This is a genomic window from Nonomuraea sp. NPDC049684, from assembly GCF_044465345.1.
Taxonomy (GTDB): Bacteria; Actinomycetota; Actinomycetes; order Streptosporangiales; family Streptosporangiaceae; genus Nonomuraea.
Genome location: NZ_JBITLO010000001.1, coordinates 211,233 through 234,881, shown reverse-complemented (window position 1 = coordinate 234,881; position 23,649 = coordinate 211,233). Strand labels below are relative to the sequence as shown.

General features: G+C 72.3%; 26 protein-coding genes. 14 read left to right on the top strand and 12 right to left on the bottom strand.

What is annotated here, in order from left to right:
* Positions 1–8: 8 nt before the first annotated feature.
* From ACIBST_RS01080 to ACIBST_RS01040, 9 genes are all read left to right on the top strand, one after another.
* Entirely contained in the window at positions 9–821 is an 813-nt protein-coding gene (locus ACIBST_RS01080) for an SAM-dependent methyltransferase (protein ID WP_397167985.1), read from the top strand.
* A 297-nt stretch (positions 822–1,118) separates the two neighbouring features.
* Positions 1,119–2,081, top strand: coding sequence for a methionine ABC transporter ATP-binding protein (locus tag ACIBST_RS01075; RefSeq protein WP_397167983.1), 963 nt, complete (start codon positions 1,119–1,121; stop codon positions 2,079–2,081).
* A complete protein-coding gene (locus tag ACIBST_RS01070; RefSeq protein ID WP_397167981.1) occupies positions 2,078–2,734 on the top strand; it encodes a methionine ABC transporter permease in 657 nt (218 codons plus the stop codon). Before ACIBST_RS01075 ends, ACIBST_RS01070 begins: the two co-directional genes overlap by 4 nt.
* Positions 2,735–2,744: 10 nt before the next feature.
* Positions 2,745–3,572, top strand: a complete 828-nt coding sequence (locus ACIBST_RS01065) for a MetQ/NlpA family ABC transporter substrate-binding protein (RefSeq protein WP_364333824.1) — start codon at positions 2,745–2,747, stop codon at positions 3,570–3,572.
* 101 nt (positions 3,573–3,673) lie between these two features.
* Positions 3,674–5,209, top strand: coding sequence for an AMP-binding protein (locus tag ACIBST_RS01060; protein ID WP_397167980.1), 1,536 nt, complete (start codon positions 3,674–3,676; stop codon positions 5,207–5,209).
* Between the two features lie 109 nt (positions 5,210–5,318).
* Complete coding sequence (locus ACIBST_RS01055) at positions 5,319–5,807, top strand: DUF5946 family protein (RefSeq protein WP_397167978.1); 489 nt, start codon at positions 5,319–5,321, stop codon at positions 5,805–5,807.
* A 93-nt stretch (positions 5,808–5,900) separates the two neighbouring features.
* Positions 5,901–6,167, top strand: coding sequence for a hypothetical protein (locus ACIBST_RS01050; RefSeq protein ID WP_397167976.1), 267 nt, complete (start codon positions 5,901–5,903; stop codon positions 6,165–6,167).
* Positions 6,168–6,216: 49 nt separating this feature from the next.
* Complete coding sequence (locus tag ACIBST_RS01045; protein WP_397167974.1) at positions 6,217–6,438, top strand: hypothetical protein; 222 nt, start codon at positions 6,217–6,219, stop codon at positions 6,436–6,438.
* A 393-nt stretch (positions 6,439–6,831) separates the two neighbouring features.
* Positions 6,832–8,067: a S1C family serine protease gene (locus tag ACIBST_RS01040; RefSeq protein WP_397167973.1), complete on the top strand. Its 1,236-nt coding sequence runs from the start codon at positions 6,832–6,834 to the stop codon at positions 8,065–8,067.
* Positions 8,068–8,177: 110 nt separating this feature from the next.
* Here ACIBST_RS01040 and ACIBST_RS01035 read toward each other — a convergent pair whose 3' ends face one another.
* The 8 genes from ACIBST_RS01035 to ACIBST_RS01000 form a co-directional block, all read right to left on the bottom strand.
* Entirely contained in the window at positions 8,178–8,918 is a 741-nt protein-coding gene (locus ACIBST_RS01035; protein WP_397167971.1) for an ABC transporter permease, read from the bottom strand.
* The gene (locus ACIBST_RS01030; RefSeq protein WP_397167969.1) at positions 8,911–9,804 is read right to left on the bottom strand and encodes an ABC transporter ATP-binding protein; all 894 of its coding nucleotides are present in this window, start codon (positions 9,802–9,804) and stop codon (positions 8,911–8,913) included. Before ACIBST_RS01030 ends, ACIBST_RS01035 begins: the two co-directional genes overlap by 8 nt.
* Positions 9,801–10,124 carry a transcriptional regulator gene (locus ACIBST_RS01025; protein ID WP_352328377.1) on the bottom strand — a complete coding sequence of 108 codons (324 nt, stop codon included), beginning with the start codon at positions 10,122–10,124 and terminating at the stop codon, positions 9,801–9,803. The genes ACIBST_RS01030 and ACIBST_RS01025 overlap by 4 nt, the downstream gene beginning before the upstream one ends.
* On the bottom strand, positions 10,121–10,741 hold the full coding sequence (locus ACIBST_RS01020; RefSeq protein ID WP_397167967.1) for a hypothetical protein: 621 nt from the start codon (positions 10,739–10,741) through the stop codon (positions 10,121–10,123). The genes ACIBST_RS01025 and ACIBST_RS01020 overlap by 4 nt, the downstream gene beginning before the upstream one ends.
* An 80-nt stretch (positions 10,742–10,821) precedes the next feature.
* Positions 10,822–12,501: a thiol reductant ABC exporter subunit CydC gene (cydC, locus tag ACIBST_RS01015; RefSeq protein ID WP_397167966.1), complete on the bottom strand. Its 1,680-nt coding sequence runs from the start codon at positions 12,499–12,501 to the stop codon at positions 10,822–10,824.
* On the bottom strand, positions 12,498–14,222 hold the full coding sequence (gene cydD, locus ACIBST_RS01010; protein ID WP_397167964.1) for a thiol reductant ABC exporter subunit CydD: 1,725 nt from the start codon (positions 14,220–14,222) through the stop codon (positions 12,498–12,500). Before cydD ends, cydC begins: the two co-directional genes overlap by 4 nt.
* A 7-nt stretch (positions 14,223–14,229) precedes the next feature.
* A complete protein-coding gene (locus ACIBST_RS01005; RefSeq protein WP_397167962.1) occupies positions 14,230–14,994 on the bottom strand; it encodes a cytochrome d ubiquinol oxidase subunit II in 765 nt (254 codons plus the stop codon).
* Positions 14,995–15,004: 10 nt separating this feature from the next.
* A complete protein-coding gene (locus tag ACIBST_RS01000; RefSeq protein ID WP_397167960.1) occupies positions 15,005–16,174 on the bottom strand; it encodes a cytochrome ubiquinol oxidase subunit I in 1,170 nt (389 codons plus the stop codon).
* An 89-nt stretch (positions 16,175–16,263) separates the two neighbouring features.
* On the opposite strand from ACIBST_RS01000, the gene ACIBST_RS00995 reads away from it, so the two are divergent.
* Complete coding sequence (locus ACIBST_RS00995) at positions 16,264–16,611, top strand: helix-turn-helix transcriptional regulator (RefSeq protein WP_397167959.1); 348 nt, start codon at positions 16,264–16,266, stop codon at positions 16,609–16,611.
* 162 nt (positions 16,612–16,773) lie between these two features.
* On the opposite strand, the gene ACIBST_RS00990 is transcribed toward ACIBST_RS00995, so the two are convergent.
* Positions 16,774–17,457: a permease prefix domain 1-containing protein gene (locus ACIBST_RS00990; RefSeq protein ID WP_397167957.1), complete on the bottom strand. Its 684-nt coding sequence runs from the start codon at positions 17,455–17,457 to the stop codon at positions 16,774–16,776.
* A 104-nt stretch (positions 17,458–17,561) separates the two neighbouring features.
* Between ACIBST_RS00990 and ACIBST_RS00985 the strand changes: the two genes are divergently transcribed.
* From ACIBST_RS00985 to ACIBST_RS00975, 3 genes are read left to right on the top strand one after another with little or no spacing between them, the layout of a single operon-like run.
* Positions 17,562–17,915 (top strand): VOC family protein, encoded by a 354-nt coding sequence (locus ACIBST_RS00985; protein ID WP_397167956.1) that lies wholly within the window; start codon positions 17,562–17,564, stop codon positions 17,913–17,915.
* Positions 17,912–18,238 carry a metalloregulator ArsR/SmtB family transcription factor gene (locus ACIBST_RS00980; protein ID WP_358293072.1) on the top strand — a complete coding sequence of 109 codons (327 nt, stop codon included), beginning with the start codon at positions 17,912–17,914 and terminating at the stop codon, positions 18,236–18,238. The genes ACIBST_RS00985 and ACIBST_RS00980 overlap by 4 nt, the downstream gene beginning before the upstream one ends.
* Positions 18,231–18,662: an SRPBCC domain-containing protein gene (locus ACIBST_RS00975; RefSeq protein WP_397167954.1), complete on the top strand. Its 432-nt coding sequence runs from the start codon at positions 18,231–18,233 to the stop codon at positions 18,660–18,662. The genes ACIBST_RS00980 and ACIBST_RS00975 overlap by 8 nt, the downstream gene beginning before the upstream one ends.
* A gap of 9 nt (positions 18,663–18,671) precedes the next feature.
* Here the strand turns inward: ACIBST_RS00975 and ACIBST_RS00970 are convergent, their stop codons facing one another.
* From ACIBST_RS00970 to ACIBST_RS00960, 3 genes are all read right to left on the bottom strand, one after another.
* The gene (locus ACIBST_RS00970; RefSeq protein WP_397167953.1) at positions 18,672–19,115 is read right to left on the bottom strand and encodes a calmodulin-binding protein; all 444 of its coding nucleotides are present in this window, start codon (positions 19,113–19,115) and stop codon (positions 18,672–18,674) included.
* Positions 19,116–19,181: 66 nt separating this feature from the next.
* Positions 19,182–20,309, bottom strand: a complete 1,128-nt coding sequence (locus tag ACIBST_RS00965; protein ID WP_397167952.1) for a hypothetical protein — start codon at positions 20,307–20,309, stop codon at positions 19,182–19,184.
* A 133-nt stretch (positions 20,310–20,442) separates the two neighbouring features.
* A complete protein-coding gene (locus tag ACIBST_RS00960; RefSeq protein WP_397167951.1) occupies positions 20,443–21,813 on the bottom strand; it encodes a pentapeptide repeat-containing protein in 1,371 nt (456 codons plus the stop codon).
* 106 nt (positions 21,814–21,919) lie between these two features.
* On the opposite strand from ACIBST_RS00960, the gene ACIBST_RS00955 reads away from it, so the two are divergent.
* Positions 21,920–23,617 (top strand): ExeM/NucH family extracellular endonuclease, encoded by a 1,698-nt coding sequence (locus ACIBST_RS00955; protein ID WP_397167949.1) that lies wholly within the window; start codon positions 21,920–21,922, stop codon positions 23,615–23,617.
* The last annotated feature ends 32 nt before the right edge of the window (positions 23,618–23,649 follow it).

The following is a 23,649-nucleotide window of genomic DNA, read 5'->3' as shown; positions in this document are numbered from 1 at the left end:
TCAGCGATATGAATGGGGTGGCGAGGACGGCGGTGGGCGCGGCCTGGTTACGGGCGCGCGAGAGCGAGCGGCCCGACCGGCTGTTCGACGACCCGTACGCGGGCGCCTTCGTGGCGGCGGCGGACGCCGGGTCGCCGGATGCGGAGCGGGGGAGCGGGGCGGGTGATCTCTTCAGCGCCCACCTGGTGTTCAGGACCAGGTTCTTCGACGATTACCTGAGCGGTTGCGGCTGCGACCAGGTCGTCCTGCCGGCCGCCGGGCTCGACGCCCGCGCCTTCCGGCTCGACTGGCCGCCGGGCGTGCGGCTGTTCGAGCTCGACCTGCCCGAGCTGCTGGCGTTCAAGGACGGCGTGCTGCGCGGGCTGGCCGCGACGGCGCGGTGCGAACGCGTCCCGGTGCCGGTGGACCTGCGCGAGGACTGGCCGGGCAGCCTGCGCGCGGCCGGGTTCGACCCGGCGCGGCCGACGGCCTGGCTGATCGAGGGCCTGCTGATCTACCTGAGCCCGGCCGAGGCCGGGCGGCTCCTCGACGACGTCGGCGCGCTGTCGGCGACGGGCAGCAGGCTCGCCTTCGAGCACGACCCGGCCGCGGCCGCCGTGCTCGCCGAGCGGGCGCGCGCGATGCCCGAGCTGCGGCGGATCGCCACGCTCTGGAAGGGCGGCCCTGGCGAGGACGCCGTCGCCCGGCTGACGGCCCGCGGCTGGCGGGCGCGTACGGTCGAAGCCGCCGCCCTCGCGGCCCGGTACAACCGCCCCGCCCCGCGCGGCGGTTTCCTCACCGCGGTGCTGAGTGACGCAGATCACCACAATTCCCCGGAATAGGAGTATGTAAAGGCGGCGTTAGCACCGGCGTGAACGAGGCATACGCGAACGACCACCGCGCCCACCGGGACGCCATGTGTTGTCGCATGCGTATGGGGCGAATGCCGGCCCGTTAGAGACCAGATCCCGCCCGTTCTCCTCGAAGGTCACCATGATCCACACTTTTTGCTTCGTGCTGCGCAGGCTGAGCCACCTGCCGTTCCCTCCGGGCAGCCACTAGATCCCACCGCTGCGACGGTGATGTTCGTGTAAGGAAGCGGCCCGCCATCAGGCCGCTCTCACTCGTGGGGAAATTTCGTGATCCAGGCTTCCGGCCTGCGCAAGCAGTACGGCCAGACCGTCGCGCTCGACGGCGTCGACCTGCATGTGCGCGAGGGCGAGATCTACGGCGTGCTCGGCCAGAGCGGCGCCGGCAAGAGCACGCTGCTGCGCTGCGTCAACCTGCTCGAACGCCCCACCGCGGGCACGGTCACCGTCGCCGGGCAGGACCTGACCGCCCTGCCCGGCCGCGAGCTCAACCGCGCCAGGCAGCGCATCGGCATGATCCACCAGCACTTCGCGCTGCTGTCCTCGCGCACGGTGGCCGGCAACGTCGCCTTCCCGCTGGAGGTCATGGGCGTGCCCAGGGCCGAACGGCAGCGGCGCGTGGCCGAGCTGCTCGACCTCGTCGGCCTCCAGGGACGCGGCGGCGACCGCCCCCACCAGCTCTCCGGCGGCCAGAAGCAGCGCGTCGGCATCGCCAGGGCGCTGGCGGGCAACCCGTCGGTGCTGCTGTCGGACGAGGCCACCTCCGCGCTGGACCCGGCCACCACCCAGTCGATCCTCGCCCTGCTCAAGCGGCTCAACGCCGAGCTGGGCCTGACGATCCTGCTCATCACCCACGAGATGAACGTCGTCAAGAGCGTCTGCGACTCGGTGGCCATCATGGCCGGGGGCCGCGTCGAGGAGTCGGGGACGATCGCCGACCTCATCAGGACCCCCGGATCCCGCCTGACCAGGGAGATCTTCCCGCTGCCCGAGCCCGCTCCGGCCGGTTCCGTCACGCTCACCTTCACCGGTGACCCGGGCCGTCCGCTGGTCTCGGAGCTGGCGCGCAGGTTCGACGTGGACGTCAACATCCTCGGCGGCTCGATCGAGGACCTGGCCGGCGGTTCGGTCGGCCGCCTGCGCGTGGCGCTGACCGGCGCGGAGTCGTCCTCGGCGCTGTCGTTCCTGCGGGAGTCGGGGCTGCTCGTCGAAGTCGCGGGGGAGGCCGCATGACCTGGGAAGAGATCGTGCCGCTGCTGTGGCCGGCCACGTGGGAGACCGCCCAGATGGTGGGGTGGGCCACGCTGTTCACCGTGCTGTTCGGGCTGCCGCTGGGCGTGGCGCTGGTGGCCTTCGACCGGGACGGGCTGCGCCCGCTGCCGGCGGTGAAGTCCGTGCTGGGGATCGTCGTCAACATCGGGCGGTCGTTGCCGTTCATCGTGCTGATGATCGCGATCATCCCGTTCACCCGGCTCGTCATCGGGACCACGATCGGCACCGCGGCCGTGGTGGTGCCGCTGACCGTGGGGGCCGTGCCGTTCTTCGCCCGGCTGGTCGAGACTGCGCTGCGCGAGGTCGGCACCGACGTCGTCCAGGCCGCGCAGGCCATGGGGGCCAGCCGGACCGCCATCGTGCGCAAGGTCCTGCTGCCCGAGGCGCTGCCGGGCCTGGTGTCGGGGCTGACCGTCACGATCGTCGCGCTCATCGGGTACTCGGCCATGGCGGGCACCGTCGGCGGCGGCGGGCTCGGCGACCTGGCCGTGCGCTACGGCTACCAGCGGTTCGAGACGCTCGTGATGATCGTGACCGTCGTCCTGCTCATCGTCATCGTGCAAATTCTGCAGAGTCTGGGCGACTGGGTCGCTCGGCGCATTTCACATAAGTAAGGGAAAAATCATGAAGATTCGCTCGATATTGGGTGCTGCCGCGCTGTCCCTGTTGCTCGCCGCATGCGGTACGTCGCAGTCCGCGACCACCACCCCCGCCGCCGAGTCGGCCGACACGGTGCTGAAGGTGGGCGCGAGCCCCGTCCCGCACGGCGAGATCCTGAAGTTCGTCAAGGACAACCTGGCCCCCGCCGCCGGGCTGAAGCTGGAGATAGTCGAGTTCACCGACTACGTCCAGCCGAACGTGCAGCTCGACGAGGGCCAGCTGAACGCCAACTTCTTCCAGCACAAGCCCTACCTGGACGACTTCAACGCCTCCAAGGGCACCAAGCTGAGCTTCGTCACCCCGGTGCACCTGGAGCCGCTCGGCCTGTACTCCAAGAAGATCACCTCGCTGTCGGCGCTGGCGGACGGGGCCACCGTGGCCGTCCCCAACGACGCCACGAACCTCGGCCGCTCGCTCAAGCTGCTCGCCGACAACGGCCTGGTCAAGCTCAAGGACGGCGCCGGCACCGCGGCCACCGAGCGCGACGTCACGGACAACCCCAAGAAGCTGCAGTTCAAGCCCCTTGAGGCGGCCCAGCTCCCGCGCTCGCTCGACGACGTGGACGCCGCGGTGATCAACGGCAACTACGCCATCGAGGCCGGGCTCAAGCCCGCCAGTCAGGCGCTGGTGCTGGAGAAGACCGAGGGCAACCCGTACGTCAACGGGCTCGTCGTGCAGGCCGGCCACGAGAAGGACGCCAACATCGTCACCCTCGGCAAGCTGCTCCAGGACCCGAAGGTCAAGGACTTCATCAAGCAGAAGTACGAGGGCTCGGTGATCCCCGCCGAGTAGATCCCGGCGCCGGCGGACTCGAAAGCCGCGGCCCTCCGCCGGGGGGCCGCGGCTTCGGCGCGCCCTAGCGCCGCCGCCGACGGACCGAATACTGTTCTAATATGTACCCGGGAGCCATCGCAGCCGTCACCCCCGACAAGCCCGCTGTGATCATGGCGGGCTCCGGGCAGGTCCTCACCTACCGCGAGCTCGAAGAGGAGTCCAACCGCCTGGCCCACGCCTTCCGCGCGGCCGGGCTGAAGCCCGGCGACCACGTCGCCTTCATGCTCGCCAACCACCCGCTCTTCCTGGCCATCGCCTGGGCCGCGCACCGCGCGGGCCTGTACTACACGCCGATCAGCTCCCGCCTGCAGACCGACGAACTCGCCTACATCGTGGACAACTGCGGCGCCCGGGCCTTCATCTCCAGCGCGAACCTGGCGGAGGTGGCCACCTCGATCACCGAGGCCACGCCGCGCGTGGAGCTGCGGCTCATGCTCGACGGCGTCGCCGACGGCTTCGTCTCCTACGAGGAGACGGTGGCCGGCTGCCCGGTCACCCCGATCGCCGACGAGTGCCAGGGCGCCGACATGCTCTACTCCTCGGGCACGACCGGCCGTCCGAAGGGCGTCAAGGTGGCCGCCTCGCTGGCGCCGCTGACCGAGTCGAACACGCTGGTCCGGCTCATCCAGGCGCTGTTCGCGCCGTCGGCCGACAGCGTCTACCTCTCGCCCGCGCCGCTGTACCACGCCGCGCCGCTGCGCTACTGCCTGTCCTTCCAGCGGCTCGGCGCCACGGTGGTGGTGATGGAACGCTTCGACCCCGAGGAGTACCTGCGGCTGGTCGAGCGGTACGGGGTGACGCACTCGCAGCTCGTCCCGACGATGTTCATCAAGATGCTGAAGCTGCCGGAGGAGACCCGCAAGAAGTACGACCTGTCGTCGCTGGTCTGCGCCATCCACGCCGCCGCGCCGTGTCCCGTGCCGGTCAAGGAGCAGATGATCTCCTGGTGGGGGCCGGTGATCCACGAGTACTACGCGGGCACCGAGGGCAACGGCTTCCTCTACGTCGGCTCCGAGGACTGGCTGGAGCACAAGGGCACGGTCGGCCGCTCGCTGCTCGGCGTCGTGCACATCTGCGACGAGGAGGGCGAGGACCTGCCACCGGGCGAGCACGGCACGGTGTACTTCGAGAACGGCGCCCGCTTCGAGTACCACGGCGACCCCGACAAGACCCGCTCGGCGCAGGACCCGAAGGGCCGGGGCTGGACCACCCTCGGCGACATCGGCTACCTGGACGCCGACGGCTTCCTGTACCTCACGGACCGCCGCTCGTACATGATCATCTCGGGTGGGGTGAACATCTACCCGCAGGAGGCCGAGAACGTGCTGGCCGTCCACCCCAAGGTGGCCGACGTGGCCGTGTTCGGGGTGCCGGACGAGGAGATGGGGGAGCAGGTCAAGGCCGTGGTCCAGGCGATGACGGCGGCGGAGGCGGGGCCGGCGCTGGAGGCGGAGCTGATCGCGTACTGCCGGGAGCACCTGGCCCACTACAAGTGCCCGAAGTCGGTCGATTTCCGCGACGAGCTGCCGCGCCACCCGACCGGCAAACTCTACAAGCGCCTCTTGAGAGACGAATACTGGCCCGCCCGTACCTGACCGATGACCGCGAACGCCCCGGCGGCACGTGACGCGAGGGTGCCGCCGGGCCGCCCGGTCGAGGCCGGCGCCTCGACAGCGCCGCTCGCGGCCGCCTAGGGTGCGGGCCATGACGGATCGTCCGACCGTGGCCCGGTGCGAGTGCGGCGCGTCCGCCGGACCGCTGGGCGCCTGCGTGGACTACTACCACGCCGTCCTGGCCGAAGAGCAGGGCGATCCCGGCATGTACCGGTGGCACGCGGTGGTGGTCTGCGCCTACTTCCTGCAGCATCCGTCCGCGGCGCACCCGAAGTACCTGGACGGCCAGTACCGCCAGTTGCAGCTCTGCCTGGACCGGGGCCTGGACGCGCTGCTTCGCGTGGGAGCCCGCCAGGTGGCCAGGAACCGGCGCGGAACGCGGCCGGTCCACGACCTGGAGCCGTTGTCGGCGTACGCGCCGCTCCCGCCGGGCGGGCCGCCCCGGCATTTCCGCGCCACCTTCCGCGACCTCCCGGTCCGGGACGGCAGCTTCGTGTCCGACGGCCATCCGGCGTACGGCCGGCGCATCGAGATGATCGCCGAAGCCACGCTGGAATCCTGGCGCTCCCTCCAGACCTGACCCCGTACCAGGCGGAGGCCGCGGCTCCTCGTCGTCCGATCGTAGATCCGGCAGCTATCGGATCTTGATCTCGGGGTGGCAGCCTCTGGACCCGTGACCTCTTCAGCAGGCGAGCACGCCGACGACCGTGTCCCCAACCAGGTCCCCGTCCTCATGGCGTCCGAGGGGGGCGACAGTGACCCCGCCTCGGCGGTGCGCACGATCGGCACCCTCGCCATCTGCCTGGGCCTGGCGCTGTCGGTGCTCACCATCGTCAGGCCGTGGCAGGACGAGCCCACCGCCTGGCTGTTCGTCTATCTGGTGATCGCCCTGGGCGGCTTCGCCCTGCGCATCGAAGCGGCCGTCCGCGCCCGCCGCTGACCGGACCTGCCGGTGGAACGAAGGCCGCATCGGGCACCAGAATGGGGTCATGCCCCAGGAGATCGACCGGAGCAGGCTCAAGGTCGTCAGCAGAGCGCAGATCGCAGAGTTACGGGCGCGGCAGGCTCACGAGCGGGAGTGGCGTGAGGCGCGCAGGATGGCGCACCTGTACCGGAAAACCCGTCGCACGGGGATGATGATGATCATCCCCGTCGCCATAGTGGTAGGAGTGCTGCGAGCCCTCGGCGTCCTCCCGCCGCTGCACCTTTGAGCCACCGCCCACATTCCGGCCCGCCCAACCAGGAGTCGTTCATGCTCTTCGGACCCACCGTGATCCTCGCGCTGCTGGCCGTCCTCATCGTCGCGGCGCTGATCGTGGTCGTCGCGGTGAGAACCGCCACCCGCGACCGCCGTACCCCGCCCTCCGGCTGAACCGGGCTCAAACAGCGCCCCATACGCTGAGCAGCGCCCCCGCTGTGACCAATACCCCTGTGACGATTCGCATTTGTAGATTCTTTTCTGCTTTTGTCTGGATACGTCCGGGCGGTGAGCAGCGGAGATAAGGTGTGAGTGAGTCGTCTCACAGAGTTCCGATCAGCGCCTTAACCAGCTCTTACGCCCCTCTTGGCACCCTTGAGTCATAGGGACTTGAGGGAGATGACAGATGAACGCGAACGAGCCTCGCGAGCAGGGCACCGGTGGGTGGAGCCAGTTCGGCGCCACCCCGCCGGCCGCCGGGGGCTTCCCCCGACGGGACACGATCGTCATGGAGCAGCCGCCTCCTCCTCCGCCGTCCACCCCCGTCAAGGCGCGGCTCAACGCCGGGCAGAAGGCCGTCGCCGGGCTCGCGCTGGCCGCGATGGCCATCGGCGGCGGTGTCGTGGGGGCCGCCGTCGCGACCGCGTTCCAGCCCGAGCCGCAGCAGGTGGTCAGCGCGCCGAGCCCGGTGCTCAGGGCCGCCTCCAACCAGTTGTCCACCGCCGAGGTGGCCGAGCGGGTGCAGCCGTCGGTGGTCATGATCCAGGGGCAGACGGGTGAGGGGTCGGGCGTCGTGCTCTCCGAGGACGGCCTCATCCTCACCAACAACCACGTGGTCGTCGGCGCCTCGCAGGGCGGGGGTCAGATGACGGTCAAGTTCAGCGACGGGAAGACGGCCAAGGCCACCGTCGTGGGCACCGACCCGGCCACCGACCTCGCGGTCATCAAGGCCGAGGGCGTCTCGGGGCTGACCAAGGCCACGCTGGGCGACAGCGACCAGCTCAAGGTCGGCGACGACGTGCTGGCCATGGGCAGCCCCCTCGGCCTGGACGGGTCGGTCAGCAGGGGCATCGTCAGCGCCCTGAACCGTACGCTCAAGCTGGGCGGCGAGCAGCGTCAGCAGCTTCCCCCCGGCTTCGGCGGCGAGCAGCAGCAGAGCCCGGTGGAGGGCACCACCATCGGCGACGTCATCCAGACCGACGCCGCGATCAACCCCGGCAACTCCGGCGGCGCGCTGGTGAACGCGGCGGGCGCGCTGGTCGGCATCAACACCGCCATCGCCTCCGACGCGGCCGGCGGCGGCGTCGGCTTCGCGATCCCGGTCAACACCGCCAAGCAGGTCGCCGAGCAGCTCATCAAGAGCGGCAAGGTCAGCCACGCCTTCCTCGGCGTGAGCGTCACCGACGCCACCGGCGACGTGCCCGGCGCGCTGATCCGGCAGGTGACCGCGGACAGCCCGGCGGCCAGGGCCGGGCTGCAGGAGGGCGACCTGATCACCAAGATTGGGGACACACCTGTTGACTCAGGCGATACGGTTGTTGGACAGGTCAGAGGTTTCAAACCGGGCCAACAGGTCAAGATCACATATATGAGGGACGGCCGGTCCGCGGAGACCACCGTCACCCTCCAAGAGAAGAAGTAAACACAAGGACCCCCTCCCGGAGACGGGTGTGCCGTTGAGATCGCTGCGGACTCGGCGGCACACCCCCCCATCAGGCGAACCGCCGCCCCCAGGCGGGACGCCGGCCCCCGTCAGGCGAAACGGCGGCCCTCGTCGCGGCGGTAGGCCCACGCCGCGGCCGCCGCCGCGACCACCGTCCAGACGCCCAGCATGACCAGCGCGACCCCGTCGGGACGGACCCCCGAGATGGCCGCCCAGATCAGCTCGGCCGCGCCCCTGGACGGGACGTACGGCGAGAAGGCCTCCACGATGTCCGGCAGGATCTGCGGCGGCAGGATCAGCCCGCCCACGATCGCCACGGGGAAGAAGACGATCTGCGCCACCGCCAGCGCCGCCTTCGACGGCAGCGTCAGGCCCAGGAACAGGCCGATCAGCATGAACGGCACCCCTCCGGCGACCAGCGCGGCCAGCCCCAGTGCCAGCCGGACCGGCGTGATGACCGCCTCGGTCAGCAGGGCCGCGACCACCAGCACCGGCACCACCGACAGCAGCATCAGGACCACCGTCGAGACCATCCGCCCGGCCAGGCGCGGGAACGGCCCGGCGGGCAGCGTGCGGGTGTAGGGGTCCCAGGGCTGCTCACGGTCCTGCGAGACCGACGCGCTGAGCCCGATCACCGCCGAGGACATGGCGCCGAAGAACATCAGCGCCCCCGTCGCCGACGTCGCCGCCGCCGGGTCGCCGCCCGCGAACGGCACCACGAACGCCAGCATCGAGATGGCCGGGAACATGGAGCTGGCCAGGATCCCGATGGGCACCCTGAACTGCTCGACGAGCTGCAGCCGGGTGTGGGCCACGATCAGGCTAGACATGCGCGCTCTCCTTGGGGGGCGAGGTCGAGGTGATGGTGAGGAAGGCCTCCTCCAGCGTGGTCGGCCTGACCTCCAGCCCGGAGAACGGGGTGCCGCTGCGCACCAGCTCGACCACCAGCCGGTCGGGATCGGCGGTCAGCAGGCTGACGCGGCCGTCCTGGCGTTCGGTGCTGAGCACGCCGGGCAGCTCGGGCAGGTCCTCGGCGTCGAGCGAGACGCGCCGCACGCCCACCATGTCGCGCACGGCCCGTACGGTGTCGTCGGCCAGGACGCGGCCCTGCCCGACGACGACCACGCGCTCGGCCAGCGCCTCGATCTCCTCCAGGTAGTGGCTGGTCAGGACGACCGTGCCGCCTTCGGCGTGGAAGGCCTGGATGCCGTCCCAGAGGGTGCGCCTGGCCTCGACGTCGAGGCCGGTCGTCGGCTCGTCCAGGAACACCAGGCGCGGGCGGCCGGCGAAGGCCAGCGCGACGGCCAGGCGCCGCTTCTGCCCGCCGGACAGCCCGCCCACCTGCCGCTTGACCAGGTCGCTCAGGCCGAAGCGGCCGAGCAGCTCGTCCCTGCCGAGCGCGTCGGGGAAGTGGGCGCGCACGAAGTCGGCGATCTCGCCGACCCGCAGCGACTCGGGCAGGCCGGTCTCCTGCGGGGTGACGCCGATGCCCCGGCGGATGACGGGGTCCTGGGGCGAGCCGCCGAACAGCTCGACCGTGCCGGAGGTCGGGCGGCGCAGCCCGACGAACAGGTTGATCAGGGTGGACTTGCCCGCGCCGTTCGGGCCGAGCAGGCCGACCAGTTCTCCTGCCCGGATGTCGAGCGAGACGCGGTCGAGCGCGATCACGTCCCCGTAGCGGCGGGTGACCTCCACCGTTCTGGCGAGGGCCGTCATGGGGTTCCTCCAGCGTTGTCGAGCAAGGCGCGGATCGCCTTGGTGTAGTCCTCGAAGGCCAGCCGTCCGCGCTGGGTGAGCGCGACGTAGGTGACGGGGGTGCGGCCCTTGTGGGTCTTGGTGATGCGGACGTAACCGGCGTCCTCCAGCTTGGTCAGGTGCACCGAGAGGTTGCCGGCCGTCATCCCGAGCAGGTCCTTCAGCGAGGGGAAGGCGATCTCGTCGCGCCCGCCGAGGGTGTTGAGCGTGGCGACCACCCGCAGCCTGGCCTGCGCGTGGATCACCGGGTCGAGCTCGGGGACGGCCCCGTCGGGGCTCACATCCGCCGCCGCAGCACGACGCCGGCCGCGATGTAGCCGCCGCCGGTCAGCACGGCCGTCAGCAGCGCGTGCCAGCCGGCGCCGAGCATGACGCCCACCCCGTTGACCACCGCCGCCCACACGCCGACGAAGAACATCGGCCAGTACGTCCAGATCGCGCCGCCGGCCATGTAGAGCAGCGCGACGAGCATCATGAATCCGCCGCCCCACAGCAGGCCGCTCTCGGTGGCGGGGAGCTGGGGGCTGAAGCGGATGGCGAGCGCCGTCATGGAGACCAGGCCGGCCGTCCAGGCGTAGCCGTACATCATGCCCTTGGCCGAGCTCTCGCCGCGGACCTGCGCCCCCAGCCGCACCATGCCGAAGATCGCGATGGCCCCGGCCAGCGACATGCCCGCGAACAGCACCATGAGCGCCTGCGGGCGGGAGATCGGCGCATAGGGGACGCCGTCGAGGCCGTAGTGCAGGAACAGCGCCGTGAAACCGAGCAGCCAGGCCACGCCCCAGGGGACGTAGAGCAGCACGGGGTCGCCGTGCAGGCGCCGGACCGTGGCGGTGCGCTGCTGCTCGATCAGCCACAGCGTCTCCTCGGGAGTACGCGCTCGATCGTCGTCCACCATGCCAACTCCTCTTACCCGCAAACAGGTTTGCATCATAAACCTGATGGCGACGCAAACTCAAAGCGAGGGCGAAGGATCGGTCAGCGCCTGGTCAGCGCCTCGGACTCCCACAGGTCGCGGTAGTAGCCGGGCGCCGCCACCAGCTCGTCGTGCCGCCCGCGCTGGACGACGCGGCCCTCGTCGAGCACCACGATCTCGTCCACCGACTCCAGGCCCTTGAGCCGGTGGGTCACCAGCACGGTGGTGCGGTCGCGGATGACGTCCAGCAGGTCGGCCATCAGGCGGTCGGCGGTCTCCTCGTCCAGCGCCTCGGCGGGCTCGTCCAGCAGCAGCACGGGCGGGTCGTACAGCAGCGCCCTGGCCAGGGCCAGGCGCTGGAGCTGGCCGCCGGAGACGGTCCTGCCGTCCTCGCCGAGCTCGGCGTCCCAGCCGGTGCGCTCGACCCACGGGCCGAGCCTGGCCTCCCGCACGGCCGCCGCCAGCCGCTCGTCGCCGGCGTCCGGCCCGGCCAGGCGCAGGTTGTCGCGCAGGGTCGTGCGGAAGATGTACGGGTCCTGGGTGAGGCCGGTCATCAGCGTGCGGACGTCGTCGCCGGACAGGTCGCGCAGGTCGGTCCCGTTGACGCGCACGCTTCCCGACTCGGGCTCGACCAGGCGCATCAGCGCGGCCAGCAGCGTGCTCTTGCCCGCCCCGCTCGGGCCGACGATCGCCACCCGGCGGCCGGGGGTCAGGCGCAGGGAGACGCCGTCGAGCGCGGGCCGCGCGGCGTCGGGGTGGCGGACGACGAGGTCGTCGACCTCGACCGTCAGCGGAGCCGACGGCACGGGCGCGGGCGCGGCGGGCTCGGTGACGGCCGGCGCGGCGGCGCGGACCTCGCGCAGCCGCCGGATCGCCGCGGTGATCCCGGCCATGCGCTCGCCCGCCGCCGCCAGCGGCAGCACCGGCTCGAACGACACCAGCGCGGTCAGCGCGAGCACCGCCGTGGCGACGGACCCGGCGCCCGCCCCCTGGGCGAGCAGCACGATGGCGGCCACCGTCAGGCCCTGGGCCAGCGTCCCGACCGCGAGCGCGGCGGCGTGCACGCGCGACTGGCGGCGCTCCAGCGCGGCCAGCGCCTCGTCGGCGGCCAGCGCGCCGGACAGGGCCCGCTCGCCCGCGCCGTAGGCGGCCAGGTCGGCCGAGCCGTGCACGAGGTCGGCCACGCGGGCCGCCAGCGCGGCCCTGGCCGGGGCGATCCGGGCCGACCAGCGGCGCGCGGCGGCGGCGGTCGCGGCGGGCAGCAGCACGCCTGCCACCACGAGCCCGGCCACCAGCACCAGCGCGGTCAGCGGCAGCACGAACAGCCCGATGGCGACCGCGGCCAGCCCGGTCAGCAGCGCGGCGGCGGCCGGGAGCAGCGCGCGGACCAGCAGGTCCTGGACGGCCTCGGTGTCGTCCACCATGCGGCTGAGCAGGTCGGCGCCGCCGTGGCGGGGACGCTGGGGCGGGACGAGCGCCTGGTAGAGCCGCTCGCGGGTGCCGGCCTGGGCGCGCAGGGCCACGTCGTGGCCGGTGAGCCGTTCGGCGTAGCGGAAGACGCCCTTGCCGGTCGCGAACGCCCTGGTCGCCACGATCGCCACGCTCAGCGCGGCCAGGGACGGCTGCTGCGCGGCCCTGGTGATCAGCCAGGCGGCGGCCGCGATCAGCCCCAGCCCGGCCAGGTCGGCAGCCGCCCCGGCCAGCACGGCCCACACCAGCCGGGTGCCCATGCGCCGGTTCATCGCGCGCTCCCCTCGGGAAGGGAGGCCACGCCCTGCGGCTCCCGGAGATCGTCGCCGTCCGGGTGGGCCGGCCGGTCGCGGGTGGTGTCGGAGACGACGCGGCCCTCGTGCACCCGCACGATCCGGTCGGCGAGGTCGATCATCGCGGGCCGGTGGGCGACGATGACGGCGGTGCGCCCCCGCGCGAGCTGCGCGGTGGCGGCCACGACGGCGGCCTCGCTGCGGCCGTCGAGGCGGGCGGTGGGCTCGTCGAGCAGCAGCGCCGTGGCGTCCGGGCGGCAGAAGCCCCGGGCCAGGGCCACGCGCTGCCGCTGGCCGGCCGACAGGTTCGCGCCGCGCTCGCCGACCACGGTGTCGAAACCCTGGGGCAGGCCGTCCACGAAGTCGGCGTGCGCGGCGGCGGCCGCCCGCCGGACCTCCTCCAGGGTCGCGCCGGGCGCGCCCAGCCGGATGTTGTCGGCCACGGAGGTGGTGAACAGGTGGGGGCGCTGCGGCACGTACGCCAGGGCCGCCCGCCAGCTGTCCAGGTCCAGCTCGCGCAGGTCGGCGCCGTCGACCAGGACGCGTCCCTCGGACGGGCGCAGGAAGCCCAGGACCAGGTTCAGGAGGGTGCTCTTGCCGCCGCCGCTCTCGCCGACCAGCGCCACCCGCTCGCCGGGCGCGATGGTGAGCGTCACGTTCTCCAGGGTGGGCTCGTCCCTGCCGGGATAGCGGACGGTCACGTTCTCCAGGCGGATCTCCGGCGCGCCGTGCCCGTCGTACCGGCGGGCGGGGCCGGACGGGTCGCCGGCGGCCTCGTCCAGGACGGCGAAGGCCGCGTCGGCGGCGGCCACGCCCTCCATGGAGGCGTGGAACCGGGTCCCCATGGCCCGCAGCGGCAGGTACGCCTCCGGCGCCAGCAGCAGCACCAGCAGCGCCGTCGTCAGGTCCAGCGAGCCGCCGAGCAGCCGCAGCCCGATCGGCACCGCCACCAGCGCCAGCGACAGCGACGCGCACAGCTCCAGCACCAGCGACGACAGGAACGCCACCCGCAAGGTGCGCATGGTCGCGCTGCGGTGGGCGTCGGCGACCTGCCGGATGACGGTGGCCTGGTAGCGGGCCCGCCCGAAGGCGCGCAGCGTGGGCAGCCCGCGCACCACGTCGAGGAAGTGCCCGCCGAGCCGCGACAGGGCGTGGAACTGCCGCTCGGTGACGGCCTTGGTCGTCATGCCGACCAGCGCGCCGAAGACGGGGATCAGCGGCAGCGTCACCAGGACGATCACCGCGCTGCCCAGGTCGGCGGTGAACAGCCGGACCAGCACGGCCACCGGCACCACCGCCGCCACCGCGATCGAGGGCAGGTAGCCGGTCAGGTAGGCGTCGAGGCCGTCCAGGCCGCGGCCGGTCAGCGTGACCAGCTCGCCCGACCGGTGACCGGTCAGCCTGGACGGGCCCAGCTCGCCCAGGCGGGCCAGCAGCCGGTGGCGCAGCGCGGACTTCACGCCCGTCGCGGTGCGCCCGGCGAAGACGCCCTGCGTCCAGGCCAGCAGCGCCCGGACGCCCACGACGGCGGCCAGCGCCCCCAGCGCGGCGGCGGTGAACCGGCCCGACAGCACGCCGGCCAGCAGCTCGGCCTGCGCGAGCACGAGCAGCCCGGCGAGCACGGCCGCGACCATGGTGACTGTCAGGTGGCGGCGCACCGAGCGCTCGGCCCGCATGAGCCGCAGAAGATCCTTATGCACGTGGCCTTCAGAAGAACGAGGGGAGCGGGACGGCGCCCTTACCTGGCCGGAAAGTCCGCCATACCCATACTTGCGCGCCCAGCATGATCGGCGCGAACGGCAACGCCATGACACTGAGCACATTCAACGTAGCCGCCGGCGCGCTGTGCTCCAGCAAGTACGGCATGGCCCCCGCCAGCAGGCCGATCGCGGGCAGCGCGGCCACCAGCCCGGAGAGCAGCAGCGCCCGCCCCGACCGGACGGCCCCGAACACGCCCGGCTCCCGCCAGGCCAGGAACGTCCACCCGTGGAAGGCGAACAGCAGGGTCACCAGCACGCCCAGCAGCACGCCGACCGGATGCACCGGCGAGGAGGCGAACCCGGTGGCGGCGGCGTGCAGCGCCATGCCCCACCCGAACGACAGCCCCAGCGACCCGAACGCGATCATCGCGTCCCAGAAGCCGCGCCACCTCGCGCCGTCCAGCCGCCGCCGGAACCACAGCCCGGCGTCGCGCACGATCCAGCTCAGCAGCATGGCCACCACCAGCGGGTAGAGCCCGAACAGCACCTCGCCCTCCAGGCGCGGGTACACCCCGAACAGCGTCCCGGCCACCGCCACCAGCCACACCTCGTTGGCCAGCACGAACGGCGCCATCGCGGCCACCATGCGGTCGCGGTTGCCGCGCGTTCTGCCCAGCACCGGCAGCAGCAGGCCGACGCCGAGGTCGAAGCCCTCCAGGGCGAAGTACCCGGCCAGCAGCACCGCGAAGAACAGGAACCAGATCACTTCCATGTCAGCACTCCTAGTAGCTCATCGCCGGGGCGGGCTCGGCGCCGGCCGGGAGCGCCCCGAGGTCGAGGTCGCGCGGGCCGCGCCGGACGACCCGGGCGATGAGGACGTAGTCGACGACCGCCAGCAGCCCCAGTACGCCGGCGAACCCGATCAGCGAGGCGGTGACCATGCCCGAGGTCAGGCCGGGCGTCAGGGCGTCGGCCACGGTGAGCTTGTGCCAGACCATCCACGGCTGGCGGCCGATCTCCCTGGCCATCCAGCCCAGGATGGCCAGCGCGAACGGCACCGGGGTCATCACGATCAGCACCGGGTGCGTCCAGCGCCACCTCGGCAGCCAGTAGATGATCGGCAGGAGCACGAACAGCAGCACGAACGCCAGGAGCTGGCCGATCTCGATCATGAGCCCGAGCGGCACCCCGGCGCCCGCGTCGCCGTCGAACTTGCCCTCCTGGACGCCGCCGAACTGGGCGTACCCGAAGCCCAGGGCCAGGAAGGCGCCGACCGCCGCCACGCCGACCCCCGTGCGCAGCGACTTGGCGAAGAACAGCGTCTCGCGGGTGCGCCGCCGCAGCTGGTACGCGCTGGCCCCGGCCAGCACCAGGCCGCCGGTCAGCAGCCCCGCGCCGATGACGTGCGGGAAGGAGAAGATCAGCGTCTTGTTGGTGAGCAGGGCGCCGAAGTCGACCAGCTCCAGCCGGCCGTTCCTGACCATCGAGCCGGCCGGGTTCTGCAGGAAGGAGTTGGCGACCATGATGAAGAAGGCGCTGGCGTACGCGGTCAGCGTCACCAGCCAGATGCAGGCCAGGTGCAGCCACTTGGGCAGCCGTCCCCACCCGAAGATCCACAAGCCGAGGAACGTGGACTCCAGGAAGAAGGCCACCAGCGTCTCCATGGCCAGCGGCGCGCCGAAGACGTCTCCGGCGTAGTGGGACAGCCCGCTCCACGACAGCCCGAACTGGAACTCCATCACCAGGCCGGTGACGATGCCCAGGGCGTAGTTGATGACGTAGATCTGCCCCCAGAACCGCGTCATGCCGCCGTGCAGCGCGCTGCCGGAGAGCACGTGGCGGGTGTGCATGAGCGCCACGACCGGCGCCAGCCCGAGCGTGAGCACGACGAACAGGAAGTGCAGGCTTCCCGTCACGGCGAACTGCGTGCGGGCGAGTTCGAGTACGTCCATTCGATCGACTCCGTTGTTGTGCCTACCTACATATAGGCAGCCTACATGTAGACTGGCTACATGGCGAACGGTTGTCTAGGATCAGGACCATGAATCCAGACGCGCTGCGCGGGCACATGGACGCGTTGCTGCTCTCGGTGCTGGAGCGGGAGCCGCTGCACGGCTACGCGATCATCGAGGCGCTCCAGGAGCGCAGCGGAGGCGCGCTGAGCGTGCCCACCGGCACCGTCTATCCGGCGCTGCGGCGGCTGGAACGGGTCGGCTACCTGGCCAGCGAGTGGGCCACGGTGGGCGGCCGCAAGCGGCGCACGTACCGGCTGACCGAACCGGGCAGGAAGCAGCTCGAAGGGGAGCGGTCGGCCTGGCGGGAGTTCACCAGCGTGATCGGCGGCGTGCTCCAGGCCGACAGCAGGGCCGACGCGCGGGCCTCAGGCTGACGGGCCGACGCGCGAGCAGACGCGCGGGCCTCAGGCTGACGGGCCGACGCGCGAGCAGACGCGCGGGCCTCAGGCTGACGGGCCGACGCGCGAGCAGACGCGCGGGCCTCAGGCTGACGGGCCGACGCGCGAGCCTCAGGCTGACGGGCCGACGCGCGAGCCTCAGGCTGACGGGGTGGCGGCGGGCCGGCGGGCGCGGCTGACCCGCAGGCAGCGCGTGGCGCCGTAGATCTGCAGGCCCCAGAACGCGGTCGTGACCAGGTTCGCCAGGAACGCGGGCAGGTAGCCGGTCATCGTGCCGGGCCCGGGCGGGCTGTAGGACAGCACGAGGCTCATGGCGCCCCCGAGCGGCAGCATGCCCCACACGACGATGCCCAGCGACCTGGTCACCAGGTGCGGGCGGCGGATCCAGCGCGCGCCCCGGCCGAGCGCCAGCAGGGCGAGGCCGCCGTACAGGCCGGTGGCGAGCTGGCAGACGTCGAGCAGCTTCGAGATCAGGTGGTACCAGGCCGGACGGCCCATCCACAGCGCCGGGTCGGCGGGGTAGGTGCGCCACACCATCGACCACATGAGCGCGGTCAGCGGGACGCTGATGAACAGCAGCAGGCCCAGCCGCCGCCCGGCCACGGCGGTCAGCTCGCTCTGGTAGCCGGGGGCGATCTCGGTGACCGGGCCGAACTCGGCGACCGCCAGCCGCTCGGCCTCGGCGCGGTCGAGGCCGTCGGCCTCCAGGGCGTCGGCGGTGTCGGACAGGCTGTCGCGGGCCTCGACGACCAGGTCGCGCTTCGCGCCGGACGGGCCGGAGAGCGCACGATCGAGGTCGGCCACGTAGTCGTCGATCCGCATGATCCCAGTTTACGGAGTCAGCCGCCGATGGCCTATCAGGGAAGTCCCCGATATTTCCGGCCACGACTTGATATGTCGGAAAAATCCTACGTATAGTGTCCGACATGCTGATTTCCGGGATCCTCACCGTCACCGTGCCCGTCGCCGACCAGGCGCGGGCGCTCGATTTCTACACCGGCGCGCTCGACTTCGAGGTGCGCACCGACAACCCGTTCCCGATGGGCCGCTGGCTCACCGTCGCCCCCAAGGGCGCGGCGACCGCGCTCCTGCTGGCCTCCTGGTTCCCCGACATGGCCCCCGTCGGCGGGCTCGTGGTGGCCGCGCCCGACCTCGACGCCCTGGCCGCCCGCCTCGCCGCGAACGACGTCGCCTTCGAGGGGCCGAGCGAGCAGGCGTGGGGACGCCAGCTCCTGTTCCGCGACCCGTTCGGCAACGGGTTCGTGGTCAGCCAGGCATGACCGCCGACCACGTCTTCACCGCGCTGGCCAGCCCGGCCCGGCGCGAACTGCTGCGCCTGCTGCTCCAGGAAGGCCCCCAGCCCGCCGGGCGGCTGGCCGAGCGCTTCGACATGAGCCGGCCCAGCGTCTCGGAGCATCTCAAGGTGCTCAAGGACGCCGGGCTCGTGGCCGAGGCCCGCAAGGGGCGCGAACGGCACTACCAGCTGGAGGCGGAGCCGCTCATGGAGATCCGCGACTGGCTGACCCCGTACGAGAGGTTCTGGCGCGAGAAGCTGACCGGCCTGTCCGCGCTGCTCGACGAGATGGAGGAAGAGGATGGCTGAGGACCGGACCGCGATCAGGCTGGACGAGTTTCTCAAGCACCCGCCGGCCAAGGTGTGGCGGGCGCTGACCGACCCCGAGCTGATGGCCCGCTGGCTGATGCCCAACGACTTCCGGCTGGAGGTGGGCCACCGGTTCACCTTCACCACCCAGCCCAGGAAGGCGGTGGGGTTCGACGGGAGGGTCCACTGCCAGGTGCTGGAGTTCGAGGCGGAGAAGCTGCTGCGGATCAGCTGGAGCGACCGCAAGCAGGCCGACTGGACGGTCACCTGGCGGCTGGTGCCCGAGGGCCGGGGCACCCGGCTGTTCCTCGACCACGAGGGCTTCGACCCCGACGACCCCACCCAGCAGCTCTCCCGCCGGATCATGGGCGGCGGCTGGCCCCGGCACTTCACCGTCATCGAGGAACTGGCCACCGCCCTGTGAGCCGGGCTCCTACATGGCCGGCAGCTCGCGGGTCAGGCGCGAGCTCCACGGGCACCAGTGGCCGCCCGGCAGGAACGCGCCGCCCACCTCGTCGAGGTGGTCCTCCACGTACGTCATGCGCGCGTCGCAGACCTCGATGGCCACGTCGAAGAAGTTGATCGTCTCGGGCTGCAGGTGGTAGCTCCACCGGGCGTTGTAGGCGACGGGCCGCTTGGCGATGCGGCCGTGCACGTGCGGCCGCTCGTCGGTGGCGCCGGACAGCAGGTCGCGGGCGTGCCGGATGGAGCCGGGGTCGGTGAGCTGCATGACGAACCGGGACCGGCCGTCGGTGTCGGTGAACTCGAAGTACGCCTCTCCGGCCGCCTGGGCCGGGACGGCTCCCGCCGCGGCGAGCAGGACGGCGGACGCCAGGACAGCGCTGATCTTGGTGGCGATGCGGGGCACGGGGGACACCTCCGAAACTGTCGGCCGCACTCTGCGGCTCGTCACTCAAAGTAACTGAACGAATGCGCAAAGTCACTATGACGGAAGCCGGACGTGGGCCATGACCCGCGCGGCCACCTCCTGCGGCGGCCGGCCGTCGGTGTCCAGGCGCACGTCGCCCGCCCCCGCCCGGTCGAGGGCGGCGGCCTCCCGCGCCGCCCGCCCGGCCACGGCCCGCAGGGCGTCCGGGCCGAGCCCCCGCAGCTCGTCGCCGGGCGTGGCCGGGCCGCCTCCCCGGCCGCGCAGCAGTACGCGGTCCAGCAGCGTGGCGGGGGAGGCGTGCAGCCGGAACACGGTCGGCGTCAGGCCGGGAAGCAGGCGGGTGCAGGCGCGGACGGTCGCGTCGGAGTCCGCCCCGCCGGAGACGACCAGGCATCGGGCGCCGGCCGCCCGGTAACCGTCCCACAGCGCGGCCAGGCCGCGTGCCCTGAGCCGGCGGCCCTCCTCCCCGGTGGACGGGCGCAGCGCGGCGATCTGCCGCAGATCGACGTAGGCGGCCCGGACGCCCGACCGGTGGACGCGGCTGAAGACCTCGTAGCCGACCGTCGACTTCCCGGCCGCCGTCGCCCCCGAGAACCACAACAGGGGAACCGGCGCACCCGGAACAGCCGGGACGTGCGCCTCTTCTGCGACAGGGACGGTGACGGGCGGCGGCCAGCCGTCCAGCCGGTCGAGCACCAGATGGGCCGTCTCGGCCACCGTCCGGCCGCCGGTGTCCACGCACAGGTCGGCGTACCGGCTGCGGTCCTGCTCGACGGCCTCGGCCACGGCGTCCTCCACCAGGTCCGGACGCCAGCCCCGCCCGAGGAACCGCTCCCTCAGCTCCGCGTGGGGCACCCGCAGCCGGCACACGGTGAACGCCGCGCCGGGCAGCAGCGCGGTGTACTCGCCGACCTCCTCGGGCGTGTCCACGAAACCGGCCAGGACCAGGCAGCGCATCCCCGCGCGCCGGAAGCCGGGCCACAGGGCCGCCAGGTTGCGCGCCCGCAGGCGATGCGGGCCGCCCTCCGGCGCCGGATGGCACAGGCCGATCTGGTCGGCGTCGAGGAACGCCGTCTTGACGCCGCTCCGGCCGAGCCGGTTGAAGATCTCCCACCCGGCCGAGGACTTCCCGGCGCCCGTGGGGCCGGTCAACCAGAGCAGCGGCAGCGGATCGGTACTCACCGGCGCGACCCTAGCGAGCCCGCTCCGCCGCCTGCCACCGCATTTCGTCCCGCCCGCCGGTGCAGGCCCGGGTTGTGGCGGCCCGCTCGGCCCGGTTGCCGGTGGAGGGTCCGTGGCGGCCCGCTCCGCCCGGCTACTGATGGAGGACCGGGTTGTGGTGGACCGCTTCGCGGGCCGCGTGCGAGGTGGAGCTCCACAGCACCGCCGCCGCCGTCAGCGCCGCGAGCAGCGTGCACCAGGCCACCGCGCGTCCGAGCCGCATGCCATACCCCCACAGCAGCCACGACAGCGACAGCCACCAGTGCTCACCGGCCTGGCGGCGCATCTCCATGGCGGCGAAGGCGAAGTCCGCCGAGGTGTCGCGGTCCTCGATCCGGCCGCGCAGCCCGGCGTAGAGGGCGGCCAGCCGGTCGGGGGTCGTGGGCGAGCCGCCGGAGGCGTCCCAGCCGCGCAGGGCGTGCTCGTCGGCCAGCGCGCTGCGCCGCGAGATCCAGCGCAGCATCGGACGGCGCAGGCTGACCCGCACGCCGCGCGGCGTGAGCGCGAACGTGCAGTTCCTGACCCGCACCCCGGCCGGGTGCGTGAGCCCGGCGAAGCCGCATCCCGACAGGTCGAGGCCGGTCAGCGTGAGGCTGGCGGCGTCCACCTGGCGCAGCGAGCTCAGCATCGACAGCCCCTTGCCGGTCACGGAGGCGGGTCCGTGCAGCACGGCGCCCTCCAGGTCGGCGCTGGAGTCGGTCAGCCGTACGGTGGCGTTCCCGAAGACCTCGGCCCGCCGCAGGTCCACCCCGCAGCGCGCGACCGTCACGTCGAGCAGGCCGTCGGCGCGGGACCGCGCGGCCGAGAGCCTGCCGGAGGCCGACAGGTAGGCGTCCCCGGCGAAGTGGGCGTAGTCGAACCCCGCCTGCCCGCGCACCTTGCGGAAGGAGAGGGTCCGGCCGAACCTGGCCCCGCGGAACGTGGCGCCGGTGCCCAGGCGGGCGTCGTCGAAGGTGGCGTACCCGTCGAAGCGGGCGCCCTCGCAGGAGAGCCCGTGCTCGAAGACGGCCTGGCCGAACAGCGCGTCGCGGGACATCACGGCCCGGTCGAGCGAGACGTGCCCCCGGACGCGTACGCCGTGGAAGGACAGCTCGCGCGAGAACCTGGCCGCCGCCAGCGACACGTTCCCCTCGAAACGGGCCCCGAAGAAGGAGGCGAGCCGCTCGAACCTGGCTCCGTCGAGCGACACGTCCCCGGTGAACGTCACGCCCGACAGCCTGACGTCGCCGGTGAACCTGGCCCGGTCGAGCCGGGCGCGGCCCGGTCTGCAACTCGTCGCCTCCAGGACCCGCGACAGCAGGTCGCCGTTGACGGTGGTGCCGCGGAGGTCGAGCAGCCTGCCGGGGGACAACCGGGCGAGGACGGCGGGCAGGTCCTCGACCGGCAGATGCGCCAGGCACAGGCCGGACGGCTGTTGGGCGATTCCGGGGCAGGCAGCAGAAAACGCGCAGGTGACCCAGTCCATGCACTGGTCATACCCGCGTGCCGCCAATGTCAAGGTTCGATGATTTAATGTTCTATCCACTTTTGTGTGGAAATATGCGGGCAATAATCCCTCTAAAGTGCCGGTCATGCGCGTTTTATCCCGAGCAGTACTCGCTGCCCTCGTGGCGGGCGCCCTGACCGCCACCCCGGCCCTCGCCGACACGGCGGCGGCGCCCTGCGACACCCCGGCCGACCGCCGCGTGGCCGAGGTGCAGGGCAGCGGCGACACCGGCCCCCTGACCGGCCAGACCGTACGGGTCGAAGGCATCGTGACCGGCGACTTCCAGCGGACCGACCAGCTCAGCGGCTTCTTCCTCCAGGACCCGCGGCCGGACGCCGACCCCAGGACCTCCGAGGGCCTGTTCGTCTTCGCCCGCGAGTCCGTCAAGGACGTCAAGACCGGCGACCGCGTCCTGGTCACCGGCAAGGCCACCGAGTTCAACGGCTGGACCGAGCTGTCCCCGGTCACCGCCGTGGACGTCTGCGGCACCGGGAGCGTGGCGGCGCAGCCGTACACGCTGCCCCCGGCCGCGGACGGCCTGGAGGCCGTCGAGAACATGCTGCTCACCTTCCCGCAGCCGCTCACCGTGGACGACAACTACAACCTGGGCCGCTTCGGCGAGGTCACGGTGTCGGCGGACGGCCGGCTCTACCAGCCCACCGACCGGCCCGGCGTGGACCCCGCCGCCGACACGCGCCGCTCGCTGCTCATCGACGACGGCTCCAACCGGGAGAACCCGGCGACGCTGCCGCCCGTCACGCGGGCGGGCACCGTGGCCGCCGGCGTCACCGGCGTGCTCGGGTACGGCTTCGGCAAGTACCGCCTCCAGCCCACCAAGCCGATCGCCTACCTGGACGCCAACCCGCGCACGCCGCGGCCCTTCCCGGTGGTGGGCAACGTGAAGGTGGCCTCGTTCAACACCCTCAACTGGTTCACCACCATCGGCTCCCGCGGCGCGAGCAACGCCGGTGAGCAGCAGCGGCAGCTCGCCAAGCTGGTGGCCGCGCTGAAGGGCCTGGACGCCGACGCGGTCGCGCTCATGGAGGTCGAGAACAACGGCCAGACCGCGCTGCAGGCGCTCGTGGACGCCGTCAACGCCGAGGTCGGCGCAGGCACGTACGCGGCGCTCAGCCACCCCTACCCCGGCACGGACCTCATCCAGGTCGGCCTGATCTACAAGCCGGGCAAGCTCACCCCGGTCGGCGAGACCAGGGCCTCGGAGGACCCCGTCTTCAGCCGTCCGCCGCTGATCCAGACCTTCCGCAGGAAGGGCGGGGGCCAGCCGTTCACCATGATCGTCAACCACCTCAAGTCCAAGGGCAGCTGCCCGGCCGGCGGCCCCGACGCCGACCAGGGCGACGGCCAGAGCTGCTGGAACCCCACCCGCGTCAAGCAGGCGCAGGCGCTGCTCGGCATCATCGGCGACCAGGACCTGCCCAACCCGCTCGTGCTCGGCGACCTCAACGCCTACGGCGAGGAGGACCCGATCGACACGCTGGAGGCCGGCGGCCTGACCAGCCTCACCAAGCGGTTCGTGCCGCAGGCGCAGCGCTACAGCTACCTGTTCGACGGCCTGGCCGGCGAGCTCGACCACGCCTTCGCAGGCAAGCAGCTGCTCAAGCGGGTGACCAGCACCACGATCTGGCACATCAACTCCGACGAGCCGCGCATCCGCGACTACAACACCGAGTTCAACCCGCCCGGCCTCTACCAGCCGGACGCCTACCGCTCCTCCGACCACGACCCTCTGGTCATCGGCCTGACCCTGCCCGGCGGCCGCTGACCCGTGCGGAAGGCGCGGCCCGCGGGCCGCGC